The organism is Phycisphaerales bacterium, assembly GCA_016716475.1.
Lineage (GTDB): Bacteria > Planctomycetota > Phycisphaerae > UBA1845 > Fen-1342 > JADJWG01.
In genome coordinates, this window is record JADJWG010000001.1 from 1,041,599 (window position 1) to 1,056,842 (window position 15,244).

11 protein-coding genes are annotated in these 15,244 nt (G+C 64.9%); 2 read left to right on the forward strand and 9 right to left on the reverse strand.

The genetic code is table 11. The features are described 5' to 3' along the window. Window positions 1-48 precede the first annotated feature (48 nt). Both IPM18_04340 and IPM18_04345 read left to right on the forward strand, forming a co-directional pair. Window positions 49-981 carry a hypothetical protein gene (locus tag IPM18_04340; protein MBK9118818.1) on the forward strand — a complete coding sequence of 311 codons (933 nt, stop codon included), beginning with the start codon at window positions 49-51 and terminating at the stop codon, window positions 979-981. Between the two features lie 228 nt (window positions 982-1,209). Then, window positions 1,210-1,620, forward strand: coding sequence for an ADP-ribose-binding protein (locus tag IPM18_04345; protein MBK9118819.1), 411 nt, complete (start codon window positions 1,210-1,212; stop codon window positions 1,618-1,620). Window positions 1,621-1,653: 33 nt separating this feature from the next. Here IPM18_04345 and IPM18_04350 read toward each other — a convergent pair whose 3' ends face one another. The 9 genes from IPM18_04350 to IPM18_04390 all read right to left on the reverse strand — a co-directional run bounded on the left by IPM18_04350 (window position 1,654) and on the right by IPM18_04390 (window position 15,216). Further along, a complete protein-coding gene (locus IPM18_04350; protein MBK9118820.1) occupies window positions 1,654-3,471 on the reverse strand; it encodes a type VI secretion system contractile sheath large subunit in 1,818 nt (605 codons plus the stop codon). Window positions 3,472-3,654: 183 nt separating this feature from the next. Next, window positions 3,655-3,948: a hypothetical protein gene (locus IPM18_04355; protein MBK9118821.1), complete on the reverse strand. Its 294-nt coding sequence runs from the start codon at window positions 3,946-3,948 to the stop codon at window positions 3,655-3,657. Between the two features lie 28 nt (window positions 3,949-3,976). Further along, a complete protein-coding gene (locus IPM18_04360) occupies window positions 3,977-4,507 on the reverse strand; it encodes a DUF4123 domain-containing protein (GenBank protein ID MBK9118822.1) in 531 nt (176 codons plus the stop codon). A 17-nt stretch (window positions 4,508-4,524) separates the two neighbouring features. Next, window positions 4,525-5,550, reverse strand: coding sequence for a hypothetical protein (locus tag IPM18_04365; GenBank protein ID MBK9118823.1), 1,026 nt, complete (start codon window positions 5,548-5,550; stop codon window positions 4,525-4,527). Beyond that, a complete protein-coding gene (locus tag IPM18_04370; protein MBK9118824.1) occupies window positions 5,547-8,747 on the reverse strand; it encodes a carboxypeptidase regulatory-like domain-containing protein in 3,201 nt (1,066 codons plus the stop codon). Before IPM18_04370 ends, IPM18_04365 begins: the two co-directional genes overlap by 4 nt. After that, the gene (locus IPM18_04375; GenBank protein MBK9118825.1) at window positions 8,747-9,118 is read right to left on the reverse strand and encodes a hypothetical protein; all 372 of its coding nucleotides are present in this window, start codon (window positions 9,116-9,118) and stop codon (window positions 8,747-8,749) included. Before IPM18_04375 ends, IPM18_04370 begins: the two co-directional genes overlap by 1 nt. A gap of 24 nt (window positions 9,119-9,142) precedes the next feature. Further along, on the reverse strand, window positions 9,143-10,180 hold the full coding sequence (locus IPM18_04380; protein ID MBK9118826.1) for a hypothetical protein: 1,038 nt from the start codon (window positions 10,178-10,180) through the stop codon (window positions 9,143-9,145). Continuing rightward, window positions 10,158-13,475, reverse strand: a complete 3,318-nt coding sequence (locus IPM18_04385; GenBank protein MBK9118827.1) for a PAAR domain-containing protein — start codon at window positions 13,473-13,475, stop codon at window positions 10,158-10,160. Before IPM18_04385 ends, IPM18_04380 begins: the two co-directional genes overlap by 23 nt. Before the next feature lie 34 nt (window positions 13,476-13,509). Further along, window positions 13,510-15,216, reverse strand: coding sequence for a hypothetical protein (locus tag IPM18_04390; protein MBK9118828.1), 1,707 nt, complete (start codon window positions 15,214-15,216; stop codon window positions 13,510-13,512). Window positions 15,217-15,244: the final 28 nt, after the last annotated feature.

Here is a 15,244-nt window from a genome sequence, read left to right on the forward strand (position 1 = left end):
TAGCGCACTCCTTCGGAGCCGGTCGCGCGGCTATGATGATGAGTTCGGATGCATCGCGTAGGCGTGCATGACAGTCACACAGGTGTGACCTTGGGTTGGCAGGATCGCGAATACTCTCAGACGCACAGCGGCCTGATCGGACGGCTCTCCGGCCGCATGCGGGTCACATGGGCAATCACTTTCCTGCTACTGCTGCACGCGGTCGCGGCGGCCATGATGCTGATACTCCACTATGGCCGTGACGCGGACGTCGTGCGAGCCCATGTGCAACTGGGGGACGGCGCCCTGCACCCACTCGCCGTGCTGCTGCATCCATTTGCGATGACGAACCCACTCGCCATCGCACTCGTACTCTTTTTCTTGTGGGCCCTTGGTCGGCAGCTCGGCGAGACCATGACCAATGCGCAGCTCCTGTTGTGCGTGGGAGGGGCTAATCTGGCTGCCGGGTCCGTCTACCTGACAGTCGCACTACTCTCGCCGACATTCGCGACGCGCGTGCTCGACTACCCGCTCGGCGCCTTGGCGGGGCTGTTGTGGTTAACCTGGTATTCGTTGGGCGATCAGCAGATCACGCTGGCTGGGCACTCCCTCGGTGGCCGTACGCTCTATGCGGCGTGTGCTGGTTTAGCCGTACTGTTCGCGTTCATGACCCATGGCGCGGGCGCGTTGGCCTGGCTGGGCGCGGCTTTGGCCGGTGCGGGCGCCACCTGGAGCATTCTGAAAGTCATGGTGCGGGTCGCCGATCGTCCCGTATTGACGGTACCTCTTTCAGAGCCCCCCAAGCGGCGGTCCCGGCGTGGTACCCGGTCCGGAACATCCCCCGAACCTGCGGAGCGGCGGGCTAGCCAGCCGACGGCAACCCAGCCGGAAATCGATCAGATCCTCACGAAAATCAGCCGCGAGGGCATGCAGGCACTCACTCCGGACGAGCGGAACCGCCTGGAGGAAGCTCGCCGGGAACTATTGCGCCGCGGGCGTTGATCGGCGTTCCGGCCTTGCAATCCACGTGCAGGGCGGCCACACTTCGTACGTGCCCGGTCCCGTGTGGCTCATGCCATAGTCAGAAACCGTGCAATGGACGCGGAAGAATGTCGACAGTATCGCCGATAATGTTGGGGATGCGGCGTAACGCAGCGCTCCCGCTACGGTCCGGTAAATTCCGGCGACCGGAGCCGGGGCTGAGCAAGTCCGGCTACGAGCGGTAAACGCATGATCGAGAAGTATTGCGACCTCTGGCTGGAAAAAGCGGATTACCGCTGCATTCTCACGAGCGCGGCCGTCACCAATGGCGAAGCGGCGCTGGATTCGAATTCCGCACGCCAGGCGGCGGGGCGCTTTGCGGGCATCTCCACCGACTTGGCACGGCTGCTGACCTCGCGCGGCAATCATGTGCACGAGATTCGGCCGGGGCTGTGCTCCTTCCCCATCAAGCAGTACCAATGGTCCGGTCCGACGCTGCCAATCATTGAGCGGAGCGCGCGGGAACTACTCGCGCTGGTCGGCGAAAAAGTCACGATCCTCCCGCGGCCGGGATGCGGTCCAGGTGAACTGAGTTGGGAGGATGTGAAGAAGGCACTCGAATTCCTGCCCGACACCATCATTGTCTGTCCGGGGCCCTAACGGGGCACCACACCGCCCAGTGCCCGAACTTCGTCACCGCACACGATAGCCCACCACCACTGGTACTCCGCCCGGCAGCACGCGCGGCGGGGCCGTGACAGTCACCGCCAATTCGACCCCGTCGGCCGCACCTTCGACCGGGCGCGCCTGCACCGAGATCTGCTGCTCGTCGGGAGTGATGTCGGCCACGGTCAGCCAGTCGCGTACATGCGTAAGCACCACGGCCACGAGTTTTTCGGTATCCAGGCGGGTAAGGTGGGGTCGCAGGTCGAGCAACAGTGTCGAGAGACGGCTCGCGAAAAGTTGGTAAGGCAGACTGATTTCGAGAATCGCGCCACCTTCGGGACGCGCCGGGCGCGCCGCGCTGAAGCCGTTGCAGAGCACGACGCGCGTTTCTTCTTCATAGCCGATGATCGCGTTGAGCCCGACCGCGGCCAGTTCCTGGGCACGTTCCATGCTCAGTGCGGTGTCAGCCGGTCCGAGGGGCTTGTCGCCCTTGGGACCGCCGCGGCCGGTCGCGAAGCCGTCGACTCGTCCAACGAGCCCGGTGGGCCAGCCACTCTCTGCGAAACTGGCGGACAGAGTGCAGGCCGCGATGATCGGGCCGCCGGCCCACAGCAGATCGCGCTCGCCGACGCAATCCTCGCGAAAAGCGAACGACAGGTCTCCGTCGCGCGCGGGAACATATGGTGCCCGGAGGAGGGCGCGGCCAAAGATCAGGCCGAGAAAACGGGCATAGGGCTGATCTCGGAGCGTTTTGTATTTCGCGAACTGCCACTGATCCATGTGGTTGTGGAAGGCCGGGAGCGCCGGCACCTGCCAGGCATGCTTGCTGCCGAAGAACGCCGCACCTACGCCGGTGAGCACCACCAGCGGCAGACTCGCGGCGTGCTGGGCGAGTTCGTCGAGTGCCTCCAGGTCGGCGGGTGTGTTGCCGAACTGCTCATCCACGAGGAGCACATCGGGCGCCTGCGCACCTTCGTCAAAGACCGGGTCAATGACTTTCGCCACGAGCCGCTCGGCAAGGTGAGCGCGCGGCGCGTGCAACAGTTGCAGCCGGATCCCGGCCCGAAAATCGAGCTTCGAGACCAGCAATGCTACGGAGCGCCAAGTCGACTCCAGGCGCTGCACCGCGGGGGTATGCAGCACGAGATTCAGCCAAGTGCCACATTGCTGGTCGAGCTTCGCCAGCGCCCGCCGTAGACTGGAGGCTTCCGTGGCGGGAATCTTCATCCCGCCGGCACCGGCCGCGGCGGCAACGAGTGCCCCGACGCCCGACTTCGGGGGCGCCGCAGCCGACTCCGCAGCCGATGGTTCCTCACCGCCGAGGTCGAACTGATCCAGCAGGGCGTCGACGTTTTGGGCGGCTTCTGCAGCGCTACCGGTGCGCAGCGCATCGGGCAGCCAACTCAGGACCGCATGAGCACTCGCAAGCTCACCTGCTTTTGCAGTGAGCACATCCGCAGTGAGCTTGCCCAGCAGGCGTTGAACAAGCAATTCCCGCGCGGCATGCAAAGGACGAGTGGCAGCCAATTGCTCGGCAATGCGCTCCGGACGGAAGTCCTGCATGGTCCTGAAGGTCAGCGCTACTTCCGCCATAGGACCACCCGGAATCAGCGGATCCGCGACGGTAAAAGCGACCGCGGGCTGGGCGGCAGCCAACACCTCGTCGAAGGAGTCCGCACTGACTCCGACCCCTGTATCCACGAGTGGGCCGTCGAGACGCCCCTGTTCGCTGCCGGCAAAGTCCGCCAGCAGCAACATGTGGAACGGGCGCTCGCGCGTGACGCGCAGCCCTTCCGGAAATGGAAAGTCAACGCCCACATCGGGCGGGAGCGAGGAGTCAGACATGGAGCGCCTCCGCTCTGAATTGTGGCTCAATGCCAGCAGTAGACGAGCCGCGCGCGGTACCGGGAAACGCGCCGCTCCTGCACAATCGGTCACCCGCGCAACCACACGCTGCGCGGGCGCACGGCACGCCGTTCGCCAGTGCGCACGCCGGGAGGCGCACCAGGCCGACGTCCGCGGGGAGACTTACCGCTTACCCTTGCGCGGAGTGACCCGCAGCCATTCCTTGATCTGGGTCTTGACGGCGTATTCGGAACTCTCGCAGCCACCGCCAAGCAGGGCCTGATCCACCAGACTGGCCGCCACGCGCCCCTCCGGACCCGCCCCAAGCCCGGCGAAGCGGTACTCGGTGTCGAGTTCATGGCCGGCCACACGGGCGTGCCGTCGGATGCACTCGAGGACGGTACCCGTATCATTCGGATTGAGGCGATACTTATGCAGCAGCAGGTCGCTGAGTTTCGCTTCGAGCAACGAGTTCATGGGTTCTCCTTTCGGCCCAACAAAGAGACTAGGTGGTCAACGGGATCTTTCTGCTCACAAGTTTCCCATCGACCAGCGAATAACAGAGCAGCCCCCGATCCTCATCTTCGCAATAGAGGGTGCGCACCGGCCCGAAGAAACGTTCGGCTTCTGCCGGCGTACACGTCGGGAGAAACGTCCGCAGCACACGGGGATCATAGAAGCGGAAGAAGTATTTCGTCCGGCGGGCATCGCGCACGATCGTCAGCGTTCGGAAATGCCGCCGCACCTCGGCGAGTTCGGCCGGAGCATCGAGCAGGATGCCGACGCTCTTACCCCATTCCGCGAACCACCACTGGGCGAAGGCCGAGCGGCGCGGAAACTCGGCGAGGTACGGCGCCACGTCGCGGAGGTGGTCGCCGGCGCGCCCCGCGAAGAGCGACTCGCAGGCCGCACCTGCATCGGCGGCCTCGAAGGGGCCATCCGGCGCGCAGGCCGAGTCGAGCAGCGCGTACAGCCGCGCTCCGGGCGGCACGGCCCGTTGCAGAATCTCAGCTACCGGTGACGTCGCAGCAGGCATGGGCAATCACCACGTCCTCAATCCGGCTCGACCGGATGCGGCGCATCTTCTTCATACAAAAAGGGTGGCCGGGGCTGCTCCCACGTGACACCCAGCCGAGCGGTAATCCACTGTTCAATGCGCTCGTAGAACTCATCCCCGCGGGGCCGCAGCAGGGGTCGCCAGAAGAGCGGCTCGGTCGGGAAAGCGGCGTGCAGTCCTTCGATGATATGCACACGCAGCGAGCGGCGCGAGAGCCGCATCCAGACGTAGGTTTCGGGCGTGCGGATGTCGCGCGCCAGCGCGAGCACACAACGAACCGTGCCGGCGTAGCCCAGCCGCAGCGCGGCCTCGGCCTTGTCGCGCGGCTCTTTCGCGTTCCGGTAGGCGGCGAGCAGCGCATCCTCCGCCTGTACGTCGCCCAGCTTCGCGAGGGCGGCCTGCGTCGCCGCCGGGTTTGCGTCCCGCAATGCCGCATTCGACTCGAGCAATTCGCGGGCGCGCTGGGCCCCGGTCCGCCCCAGCAGCCAGGCAGCGCCGTCAATCTCCGGGTAGCGCTGCAGGTGAGCGAGAACATCCGGCAGGTAATCGCGAATCAGCGGGTCCGGCACCTCCACCGCCAGCAGTTCTCCGGCCCGGCTGCGCACCTCCGGATCCTCGGCTGAAAGCTCACCCACGAGGAACCCGACGATCCGCGGGTCGGCCACATAGGGTGCCAGGTACTCGGGCAGGTCGCCCGCGGGGGGAATGCGCGGCCGCCCGAGTTCGACAGCCAGCTCGACGAGCGGCCGGCGCGCCGCAGCCGGCGCATCGGGCACGGCCGCAAGCAGCGCTGCCACAAAACCCGGCTCGCGCTGCATGCGCAGCACTTCGGCCGTGGCGTAGGTGGAGTCGCTCGCGAGATCCCGCAGCACATCGCGGACGAGTTTGTCGGTGCGTTCATCATTGGGCATCGCGGTGGTGCATCCCATCAACAGGACCAGCGCCGCCGACCACCGCGGCCACGCGGCGCGCAGCGCCCGGCGTGTGCGACGGCGGATGGCAAAGCCGGTCACCCGGTTCATGTCCGTCCCTTCATGAGCAGCCACTGCTGCTCGGTCGTCGGCGCGTGGTAGTACTGCGTGATCGGGCGGTTGCGGATATTGAACCGCATCCCTGAGATCGCGAACATCAGGCAGTCCTGCGCGCAGATATCCTTGAACTCACAGCAGGTATGACCCATCTCGTGCATCGCCACCTGCTTGACAAGGTCGGCCGAGCCGAGGTCCTTGATGACGGCGACGTGGCCGCTGAGGCCCGCCAGGGGCCAGATCAGCGCCGCCTTCTTCGCAGTTTGGAAGGCAAAGCCGACCGCACCGGTGAGTTCGGCCTCGCCCGTGCTTGTGTTCATCCCGTTCGGCTTGACCGTAATGGTGCGTTTGTTGCCGTCCGAATCCTCGATGTCGTAGCTCTTCGCTCCGATGTACGCAAGCGAGCCGCCATAATCCTTGATCTTGATCTTGGTGTCGGTGGCCGCGCAGTTCGCCGCAAGGTAGAACGACCAGCGCAAGTCACGCACGTACACCACGGACGGTTTGGCGGTGGTGCAGGCCGCCTTGATCTTGGCCCATTCCTCCGAATCCGTCCCGGGCTCAAGATCCAGCTTGCCATTTGGGATCAGGTCGTACGCAACATCCTTGAGATCGCCGCCGGCAATCGTCCAGCGGGCGACGCCTGGCTTGTAGATCTCGTTGAACCGCGTGCGCATCTGGGCCGCGGTGATGTTCTCCTGCGGCAGCGTGGCCGCATTGGTCGAATCGTGGACGCGGAAGTACTCGATCTGGTAAGTGATTTCCTTGAGCACGCAGATGCCAAGTTGTCCGAGCAGGGCACCGGTGGCGCTGCCCAGGCGGGCTTCAATCAGCGCCGTATCGTCCTTGTCAAACGCGCCCGCCTGAATCTCCAACACCTCGCTGGCCGCCGTGGGCTGCGCCACCTTGGGTTGGCAGCGGTTCTGCTTCGTCGAGACGAAGAAGACTTCCTTGGGTGTGCAACCCTGCACGTCGATCTTGACCTTGCCGAGCGCACTCTTCTTGATCGAGAGAATGTCGTACTTCGGATCGTGGAAGTCGTTGGTCGCGTTGCCGTTCTTGTCCACATAGGACAAGCGCTCGTACTTGTCGAAGCCCCAACTGTGACTGGGCTCCGCGGAGAAAAGCACGGCTCCGACACCGATCTTGTGCTGCACCGCGGGTAGCGCGGCCTGCCCGGTCGGGGTAAACGTGAGCTGGATCGTCTCCGCCTCCGGCGCCGCACTGGATTTTTTGCTCGCAACCACCGCCACGAGCTGTTTGGCGGTATCACGCAGCGTCAGCTTCGCGGAAGCCGATGACCAGGCGTACACCCCCACCAAGTCGGCAGAATGCACGGCCTTGAGGCGCAAGGTACGGTCCACCGCGACGGTCTTGGGCGGATCGGCAATCCCGTCCTCCGCCCGGATCGCATAAGGCACGACCGGGATCTTCGCGGTTTTGGGTGCCATCGGCCCCTGACCTTTGGGTTCGAAGATCAGCTCGATTTCCTCGCCGTCCGCGGTGCTGCTCGTGGTCGTCCCCGCCGTCACCTGGACGATCTGCTTGCTCGCATCGGCGAGCGTTAGCAGCGCGCTCTTGGTGCTCCACTTGAAAGTGCCGGTCATCGCCGGCCAGGTCATGCCCTTCAGCTTGCGGGTTTCCTTGAAGACGCAGTTCGCCGGCAGGGGCAGGCGGCCGTCCTCACGGCGGATGTCGATGGCCCCGACCGTCACCTTGACGCTGCCGGGAACCCATGCATCCGCGCCATTCGGTGTGAAGGTCACCTTCAGGACGACATCCCCCTGCTTCTTGCTGAGCGTCTTCCCGCCCTTGACCGTCACCATGTCGGTATTGGCCTGCTCAAGCGTGGCCAGGGTGCTGTCGGTGGTCCAGGCAAAGGTGCCCTCCTTCGGCGGCGTCACGATGGCCTTGAGCTGGATGCTGCGGTTGCGTTCCACGATTCGCAGCGCACGACTCGTTCCATCGGCGGCCCGGATGCGGATACCTCGCACCGTCAGCTTCACCTGCATCGCTGGAAAGGCCGGTCCATCGTTGGGTGTAAAGACGCACTCGAGCTCTTCCGCACCTTCCGTGTCACTGTAACCCTTGCCGCGCTCCACCTCGACCCACGGCAGTGCCGCGGCGGAAAGCTTCAGCCGCTCACTCTTGCTCGTCCACTTGTAGCTGCCCGGCACACCGGGCTTCACCACTGCCGTCAGGCGAATTTTCTGTCCCGGCAGGATGTCCAGCGGGGGCTCGGATTCGCCGTCCTCGGCGCAGATTTTCTGCTCGATCACCGTGAAGCGGTAGTCGTTGGCCGGGATCCCCTCCGTGCCCCCCTCCGGCGTGAACTTCATCTTCACCGCGTCGCCACCGACGGCGTTGCTCGGCTTGTTTCCGGCGGCCAGGTCGATGTACTTGTTGCCGACGTTGCTGACGTTGTCCTGCCGCGCGGCCGGCTGCACACTGGCCGCGGCACCCTCGACCGACCAGTCGAAGGAACCTTTCACAAACGCGGATGCGGCGTTACCGAGAAGCTCGATGACCTGGCCGACCAGAATGTACCGCGGCGGTGCTCCGGCGTTTTTTCGCCAGCGTATTTCGGGCTTCACCCGCAGCAGCTCAAAAGTGTGCGGCGGCAAACCGTCGCGGTCATGCACAACCGTGCGGTTGATGGGCAGGTAACCGCCCTTCTGCGCATCAACCGTGTAACTGCCGAAATCGACCTCGGACCAGTCCAGTCGGCCTTCACTGCCGGTCGTTTGCTCGGCGGGGGCCGGAGCCAGCTCGGTGCCGCGCGGTCGCACCTTGACCTGCACACCGCTGAGCGGCTTGTCGGCATCTTTGTCGCGGAAGAGCAGCGCAAGCAGACCCATCTGTGAGAGGCCGATCACTTTGCGGGTCTCACCGAGGCCGACGTGGGCCTTGGCTGTACGGGTGCGATAGCCGTCGCAGGTGACGGTGACGCTGTACTCAGTGTTCGCGGTGACGTCCTTGAAGGTCACCTCGCCACTGCGGCCGGTCTGCTGAGTTCCAACCCCTGTCACGGCAACCGTTGCCGCGGGCTTGCCGAGCGGCTGGAGCCCGATTCGGTCGACCACGCTGATCGTCAGCTTCGGCGCTGGCAATGACGGCTTGCAGCGCCGCGCGGGGCTGCCGTGCGGATTGTCGCCGCCGCTGGTCTGCGGGGCTGGCTGCGTTCCGGACATCAGCACGGCTCCTTCTGGGGACCGGCCGGCCACACGCCGGCGATCCGGTCGAGCTTGTCCGGGGCGAGGAACCGGCGATCCGTCAGAATCGCCCGCACCCAGTCGCAGTCCTTGGCGGTGTCGAAGTCCGGCCGCAGGGCAATGAGGAACTGCACGAAACGCGCCACGTCGCACTCGCGCGCCATTTCGTAGCTGCGGGCACGCTCGACGCCGGAACGAATCAGCTCGCGGAGGCCCTCTTCGCCGAGTCGGCGAGCATCGTCCGGATAGTGCTTCTGGAAATACGCGACCATCTCATTCTCGAAGCGCGCTGTCTGCGCCGCCGAGAAGGCGCTCATATGTTCGGATGAAAGCTGAAACGTACGCGGCATTCTCACATACTCCGCTGCGGCGCGCTAGCCGCCCGCACTCGGCAACGCGCGGCCGGTAGCAACCTGTCGCCAAACCTGCGGCCAGTTGTCGTACCCGATGCGCAGATGGTTGACGGCGCGGCGCTCCTCCCAGGTCAACTCGTTCAGGGATTTGCGGCAGGCGGCCGGGAAATCGGCATCGGTGGTTCGCAGGTAGAAGCGGCGATCCCATGTCGCCCCGTCCCAGCCCAGGACGGTGAGGCGCTGGCGTTCATCCCAGTTCAGGTCGCTCCACTGGGTCTGCAGCAGCAACTGCTGCATGCTGCGGGTTTCGAAGAATCCGGGGCCATTGGACAGCACGCGTTCGAGCGTCTCCTGGCTGTTCGTCCGCCAGCAGAGACTGACCGAAATCGAACCCCAATTCGGAATATCAAGCAATTGCACGTTGATACTGTTGTAGCCGGTGCTGAGGTTACTCTGAACACTGACTTCCTGGCCGGACGGCAACGAGCGGGAAACCTTCATGGTACCATCGTCGGAGGCCTCGACACCGATGACGCCGGCATTCAGCTTGAGGGTCACCTTCTCGGCGCCCGAACTGAGATCGGTCTCGTGCTCCACGCCGCCGCCCACGGCATAGCGCTGTCGCGTCCGATTCGGCACGCCGCCCTGGATGCCGAAGACGACACTCTGTTCCTGGATCCGCCGGAAGCCGTCCGAACCGATGTCGAAGTTATAGGTGAGCTGTACTTCCGAGTACGCCTGGATTGGAGAGACCTGCCCGGCGGGTGTATCGACGGCATTCACACGCGGGGCGGCCTTGAATTGCAGCCGCAACCACGCTGCACCTTCCGAGTGCCGGTTGTTCAACTCGTCGATACGTTCCGTGATGGCGCGCCATGCCGGGAAGCTCGAGGCCCCCGATTGGCTGTACGTCGAGTAGAGCTCGATCGCCCGGTGTGAATCGATGCCGGGCGGCTGTGGAAACGCGTACGGCTCCGGCGGCGGCCCCAGGGCACGCAGGGCATCCTCGGCCGCGCCGACGTCACCACGCTGCGCTTCAGCGGCACCGGTTCGGCGCACTCTGGTCGATGTAGGCGTCGAGGTACGCGCGGTAGGCCCGGCCACAGGTCCGCACGGTCGCCAGGTTGCGGCGGTGGACACGGTCGCGCAGCGCAGCGGAACCGGGATAGGGCTCCAGCACACCCGCCCCGCCCCAGCGCGCCACCAGGGTATGCAGGGCGGCGTTTTCGAACATGCGGTAGGCGATTTCGACCTTCGGCCGGCGCGAGCGCTGCTGTTCGAGGAATCCCTCCTCGTCGACGGCCAGCTCATGGATCGGAACACCACGCCCGCGCGCCGACGGCGCATCCGGACCATTCTCTTCGCCGGTTTCATTCTGTTCCGCGACCGGGTCGACCTGGATCACGTAGCGGCGGAAGGTCATGTCGTAGAAGGCGGCGTTCTCGCGATCCTCAAACAGCGCGTACGCACCAAGCGCGCCCGCGAAGCTGCGATCCACCGCAAAACGGGTCCCACCACCGCCGCTGCCCGGATCACGAACCACCATCTCGCTGTTGCTCAGCCCTACAACGTAATAACCGCGAGCGATGCCGCTCGCGTAGTAGTCCTGCAACCACTCGCGCAACAGTTCCATGAAGTCCCGGGCGTTGAACTCCGACCCGTTGTACCCAGCGGCCAGCGCGAGGTTATCCACGGCCACGACGTTGCGCGCGGCCCTCCGTTGCTGCTGCTGATCGGGTTCGGACTCGGGCCCATCCGCGGGACGACTGCCGGGGCGCGGTCCGGGGTCGACCGGAAGCTGTGCGGGGGTCATCTCCGGTCGCGTGCGGGCACGGCGCGAAAGCGGCGGGGGATTTTCACCCGGGCGGTAGAGCGCCTCCTGCTCGCGCTGGGCCCGCAGCGCCGCGGCATCCACCAGGCCGCGAATCACAATGCGCGTGACCGTGGCGGCCGCGAGATCGGTGTGCAGTTCCGCCTCGACCAGCTCACCGAAACGCCCGTAGTAAACAGGCGTCCGGTCGCTGAGCGTAATGCGCACGTTGCCGGCCGGCACGTACCACTCGCGATGATAACCCTGCGCGTTGGTCTGAATCGCGCGCGGCGGTTCGTCCTCGGGGAACAGGATCAGACCCGCGTTCGGCACCACGAAACCCAGTTCATCGACCGTTTGCAGGTCGATCCACAGACCGCGCTCCGACGTGCACTCCTGCGCGAGTCGGTCATAGTACGCACACTGGTTGAGGACGTTGCGCCGCTCGGTGGGATGCTTCTTGCATTCCGACTGGCACGGCCCCGTGCTGCCCACCTGGCAGGGCGCAGAGCGCGGCGGTCGGTCAAACAGGAAGAACACGACGCGACGATTGGGCTCGTTGCCGGGCGCACGGTTGGCCAGCTCATGCTCGTTCGGCGGTACCGCCGGGTTGTACTCGCCGCAGCCAACATACTTGGGCTCGCAGAAGCGCTCCGGCGGAACGCGGACATCGTGATTGCCTGTCATGTACGCCCGAAAGAGCCGCTCGCGGAAGGCGCGGTTGTTCTGCGTGTTGGGCGAGCCGCTGAAGGCATCCATCGCCGCCTGGGTGCGCGTGCCCATGAGACCGTCGAACGGTCCCGGATCGTGCCCGAGGTCGTGCAGAATCTCCTGGATCACGGCCAGTCCCCAGTTTTCCTGGCCGTAGAGCTCCTCCCAGATCGTCGTATCATCGGTGATGAAGGCGTACACGCTTTTCGCGCGCCGATCACTGAGCGACTTGTTGTACGTCGGGCTGCCGACGCGGTCCGTGTGGCCGTAGATCAGCACCTGCGCATTCGGGTAGCGCTGGAGCGCCGCCTCCACCGGCTGGATGAAATCGACGATCCAGGGGCGAATGAACGACTTGTCGAACGCAAAGGTGATGCCTGGAATGGAGACACACTCGAGCAGTTGCGGCTCGGGCGTTACCGGGCGGATGCGCAGGGTATGCAGCACATCGGTCGCCAGGCCGGTGAGCTCGAATTTCTTCGGCAGCAGCACGACTCCGGGCTCATCCGTATCAGAAAAACGGTAATTGCCGCGGGCGTCGCGCTGGGTGCAGCCGACCTCATCGCGGAGGTGGCGATTGACCTCGTCGGGTACGGCCGTGCCCCAGTTGAACTGGGCCAGATCCTGCCACGTCAGCTCCACCTCACGGGCAAGACTTTCGAGCGTGTCACCCGTGCGGACTTTGCGCTCCTCGATTTCGGCGATGGTTCGTACGAAGTGCGCTGCGCCGAGCTCGCCTTCCTGCGGCCGGGCTCGCAGCGGTTCCGGCTGGAGCGGGGTCTCGCCGGTACCGACGAAGTCGTACACCTGCGACAGGCGCGGGTGCAGCGTGTGGGAACTCACGTCGCACACCCCGGGCTCTTCGAGGTCGTCAATGAAAACCTCACCCCGCGCATCGGTGAGCCACGACTCTTCCGTCCCGTCCGGGAGCTTGATCTGCAACTCGATATTGCGGACCGGCGTACCGTCCTCGTCCAGCACGACACGCAGCGCGAAGGTGCTGGCCTCCTCCTCGGTGCCCGGAATGATGATCTGGCAGGCCTGGGACAGTTCGATCAGCGGTGTACCCGCGCGCGCCGCCTCGATCAGCGCATTCTCGGCCGAGGTCGCCTGCGAGTCTTCGACGGCATCGTCGGTGGCGCTGTCATCCGTCGATGCCGGGGCACCGCCCCCGCCGCCACCGCCGGAGTCGCCGATCTCGACCGTGGCCTCGCCCATCGAGATCGGATCGGCCCCGCCGCAGGCCTCCATCACCTTGTCCCCCTGTCGTGCGGCGGGCAGATTGTTGATCATGACCGAGGCGCTGGCCTTGGTGACGAACCCCGGGCCATGCGGCGGAATCGGCGTCGGAATCGGGCAGACGTGCATGTCCGCCAACCCAGCCATCGCCGACATGGTGGCGCTGGCGGCGGCGGCGGCGGCCGCCTTGATGCCCTCGGTGTAAGCCGTGTCCCCGGCCGGCTTGCCGCCGGGCACGGCGCAAGCGGCCGTCCACGCCGCCGTGAGCGAGACGTTGGTGGTGACGAGTGTCACGACCTGGCTCGCCGCCGTGCCCACGGCACCGGGCTCACCGGCGGCGGCCGCTTTGGCGGCCCCTTCGATCAGCTTCTGTGCGATCTTGACGAGATCGCTGGCCGAACCGGGCGGATCAAGCAGCGGCTTGGACATGAACGACTCCATCTCACTGGAGATGGCGTCGATCGCACCGCCGACAGAAGTAGGCACCGCGCGCCAGGCCGGCATGTTGCCGACCATGACGTCAGGGCTGCCCGGGCCGGGCCCCAGGGGATTGCCGTGTCCGGTCGGATCAGTTGTGCGTGCGGCCGGCGGCATGGCTACCTCGGTACGGCGCGCTGGCAGCGCGACCCTAGATTTCTTCCAGCCCAAAAATACTCAAGAGGAAGTTCGGATCAACGAACACGGGTTGCACGGCTTCATCCCGGATCAGGGGTTTGAAGTCGTTGAGGGCAGTCATGAACTCCTGCATGGGTACGGTGGCCGCGGTGATCTCACCGATGCGTTTTTCGTGTGCCTTGATCTCGGCTTTGAGTTTCGATTTCTCACTGCTGGACAGCGCCTTGTCCTTGTCAACGCGCTCCTGCTTGTAGGTCTTGGCTGACTCGTTCTCGCGCTTCTCGTCCTCGAGCGTCGCGAAAGCGTGGAACTTGGTGGCCAGGGCCCGGCGGCGGGCCTCGTACTCAGTCGCTTTCGGATGCGTCGTGTTACGGCCGACCCGCCACAGCGCCCGCATGCCCTTGTTACCATCGCAGTACACGAACAGCCCACCGTCCTTGGGCACCTTTTTCCAGGAGTCCGGTTGGACGTCGTTGGCGGTAACGACATGGACGTCGATGCCGCTGTCGGGATCGTTGCCCCAGTCGCGCACCAGGCGCCCCATGGCGTGGTCCCGGCAAACTTCCACTCCAAAGCGAAAACCGCCGACCGAGTACACGGTGTCCTTGCTGGCGGCGGCGAGGCGGGCGCGGCCGACCTGTAGCTCGGCGTACTGGCCCCAGATCTCAGCGCCCGATTTTTTCAAGTTGCTGTCGATGTCGGCCTCGTTGCGCTTCAGGTAGGTGAAGAACGTCCCCTGCCAGTAGATCGGCAGGGTGTTGAACACGAACCAGCGCGACCGGCCCGTCTGCTCCATCTGCATGCCCCAGTAGATCGTGCCGGGCATGATCAGCCACTTGCGGCAGGGTTTGTATGTATCGTCCTCGGTGAGCAGCTCGTTCAGGAGGTTGAGCACGTTGATCATGTCATGCTGGGGATAAGGCCGGTTGCCACGCCGAAAGTACCACTCCGGCCCGAGAAACAGGTGCAGCACCTGCTCGCCCTTGCGCTGTACCTCGTCATATTCCGCCTTGAAACGCCGGGCACAGACATCCTCAGCCGCCATGATCGTATCGAGCAGGAACTTCGCACGAAGGTAGGGATGCTCCGCTGTGACATCCTTCGGTTCCTGCGAAAAACGCTCCTGCCACTCGGGCGGCACGCTGCCGTACTTGGATTCGATCAGCGCGTTGGTGGCACGGGAGGAGTCCATGCTTGTCTTCGGCGCCCAGATGGCCGCTCGCAGATAGACTTTCGAAGGTGTCCCGACGGCGTTGTAGGCCGTGGCGTCCGGTACGGTGCGGGCGGCCTTGATCCCGGTGTAGACCCGCCGCCCGATGAAATCCGGTATGACCTGGATCGTTGCAGTGAAGCCACCGCCGTCGGCGTTGAGCGTGAATTTTACCGGCTTGAGCGTCTCGAACGGCAGATCGAATTCACCCACGCACTTGTCGGTCACACCGTTGCTGAACTCCTGCACGTCGAGCGACACCTTGAACTTCTTGGCTGTGTCGTCCAGCTTGACGCGCGGCCCCCAAAGCGTGCTGGTCATGTAAAGCGCGAGCACCTTCGGTTTGCGTTCGCGCTCTTCGAACATGTCACCGGCGGAGTGTCGGTCACCTCCTACTTCAATGACCCCGTCCACCTGGTACACCAACAGCTTCGGTTCCTCCGGCAGCGCCTTCTGCCAGCGGTCGGAGAACTCGATCTGGTCGACGCGAATATAGAACCTGCGACTCATGCCGCCATGAACCTCCGGCTGCCGGACG

Excerpts from the sequence above, each read along its gene's own strand:
- IPM18_04340 (MBK9118818.1), top strand. The coding sequence starts at position 49 with ATGCATCGCGTAGGCGTGCATGACAGTCACACAGGTGTGACCTTGGGT.
- IPM18_04345 (MBK9118819.1), top strand. The coding sequence starts at position 1,210 with ATGATCGAGAAGTATTGCGACCTCTGGCTGGAAAAAGCGGATTACCGC.
- IPM18_04350 (MBK9118820.1), bottom strand. The coding sequence starts at position 3,471 with ATGTCTGACTCCTCGCTCCCGCCCGATGTGGGCGTTGACTTTCCATTT.
- IPM18_04355 (MBK9118821.1), bottom strand. The coding sequence starts at position 3,948 with ATGAACTCGTTGCTCGAAGCGAAACTCAGCGACCTGCTGCTGCATAAG.
- IPM18_04360 (MBK9118822.1), bottom strand. The coding sequence starts at position 4,507 with ATGCCTGCTGCGACGTCACCGGTAGCTGAGATTCTGCAACGGGCCGTG.
- IPM18_04365 (MBK9118823.1), bottom strand. The coding sequence starts at position 5,550 with ATGAACCGGGTGACCGGCTTTGCCATCCGCCGTCGCACACGCCGGGCG.
- IPM18_04370 (MBK9118824.1), bottom strand. The coding sequence starts at position 8,747 with ATGTCCGGAACGCAGCCAGCCCCGCAGACCAGCGGCGGCGACAATCCG.
- IPM18_04375 (MBK9118825.1), bottom strand. The coding sequence starts at position 9,118 with ATGCCGCGTACGTTTCAGCTTTCATCCGAACATATGAGCGCCTTCTCG.
- IPM18_04385 (MBK9118827.1), bottom strand. The coding sequence starts at position 13,475 with ATGCCGCCGGCCGCACGCACAACTGATCCGACCGGACACGGCAATCCC.
- IPM18_04390 (MBK9118828.1), bottom strand. The coding sequence starts at position 15,216 with ATGAGTCGCAGGTTCTATATTCGCGTCGACCAGATCGAGTTCTCCGAC.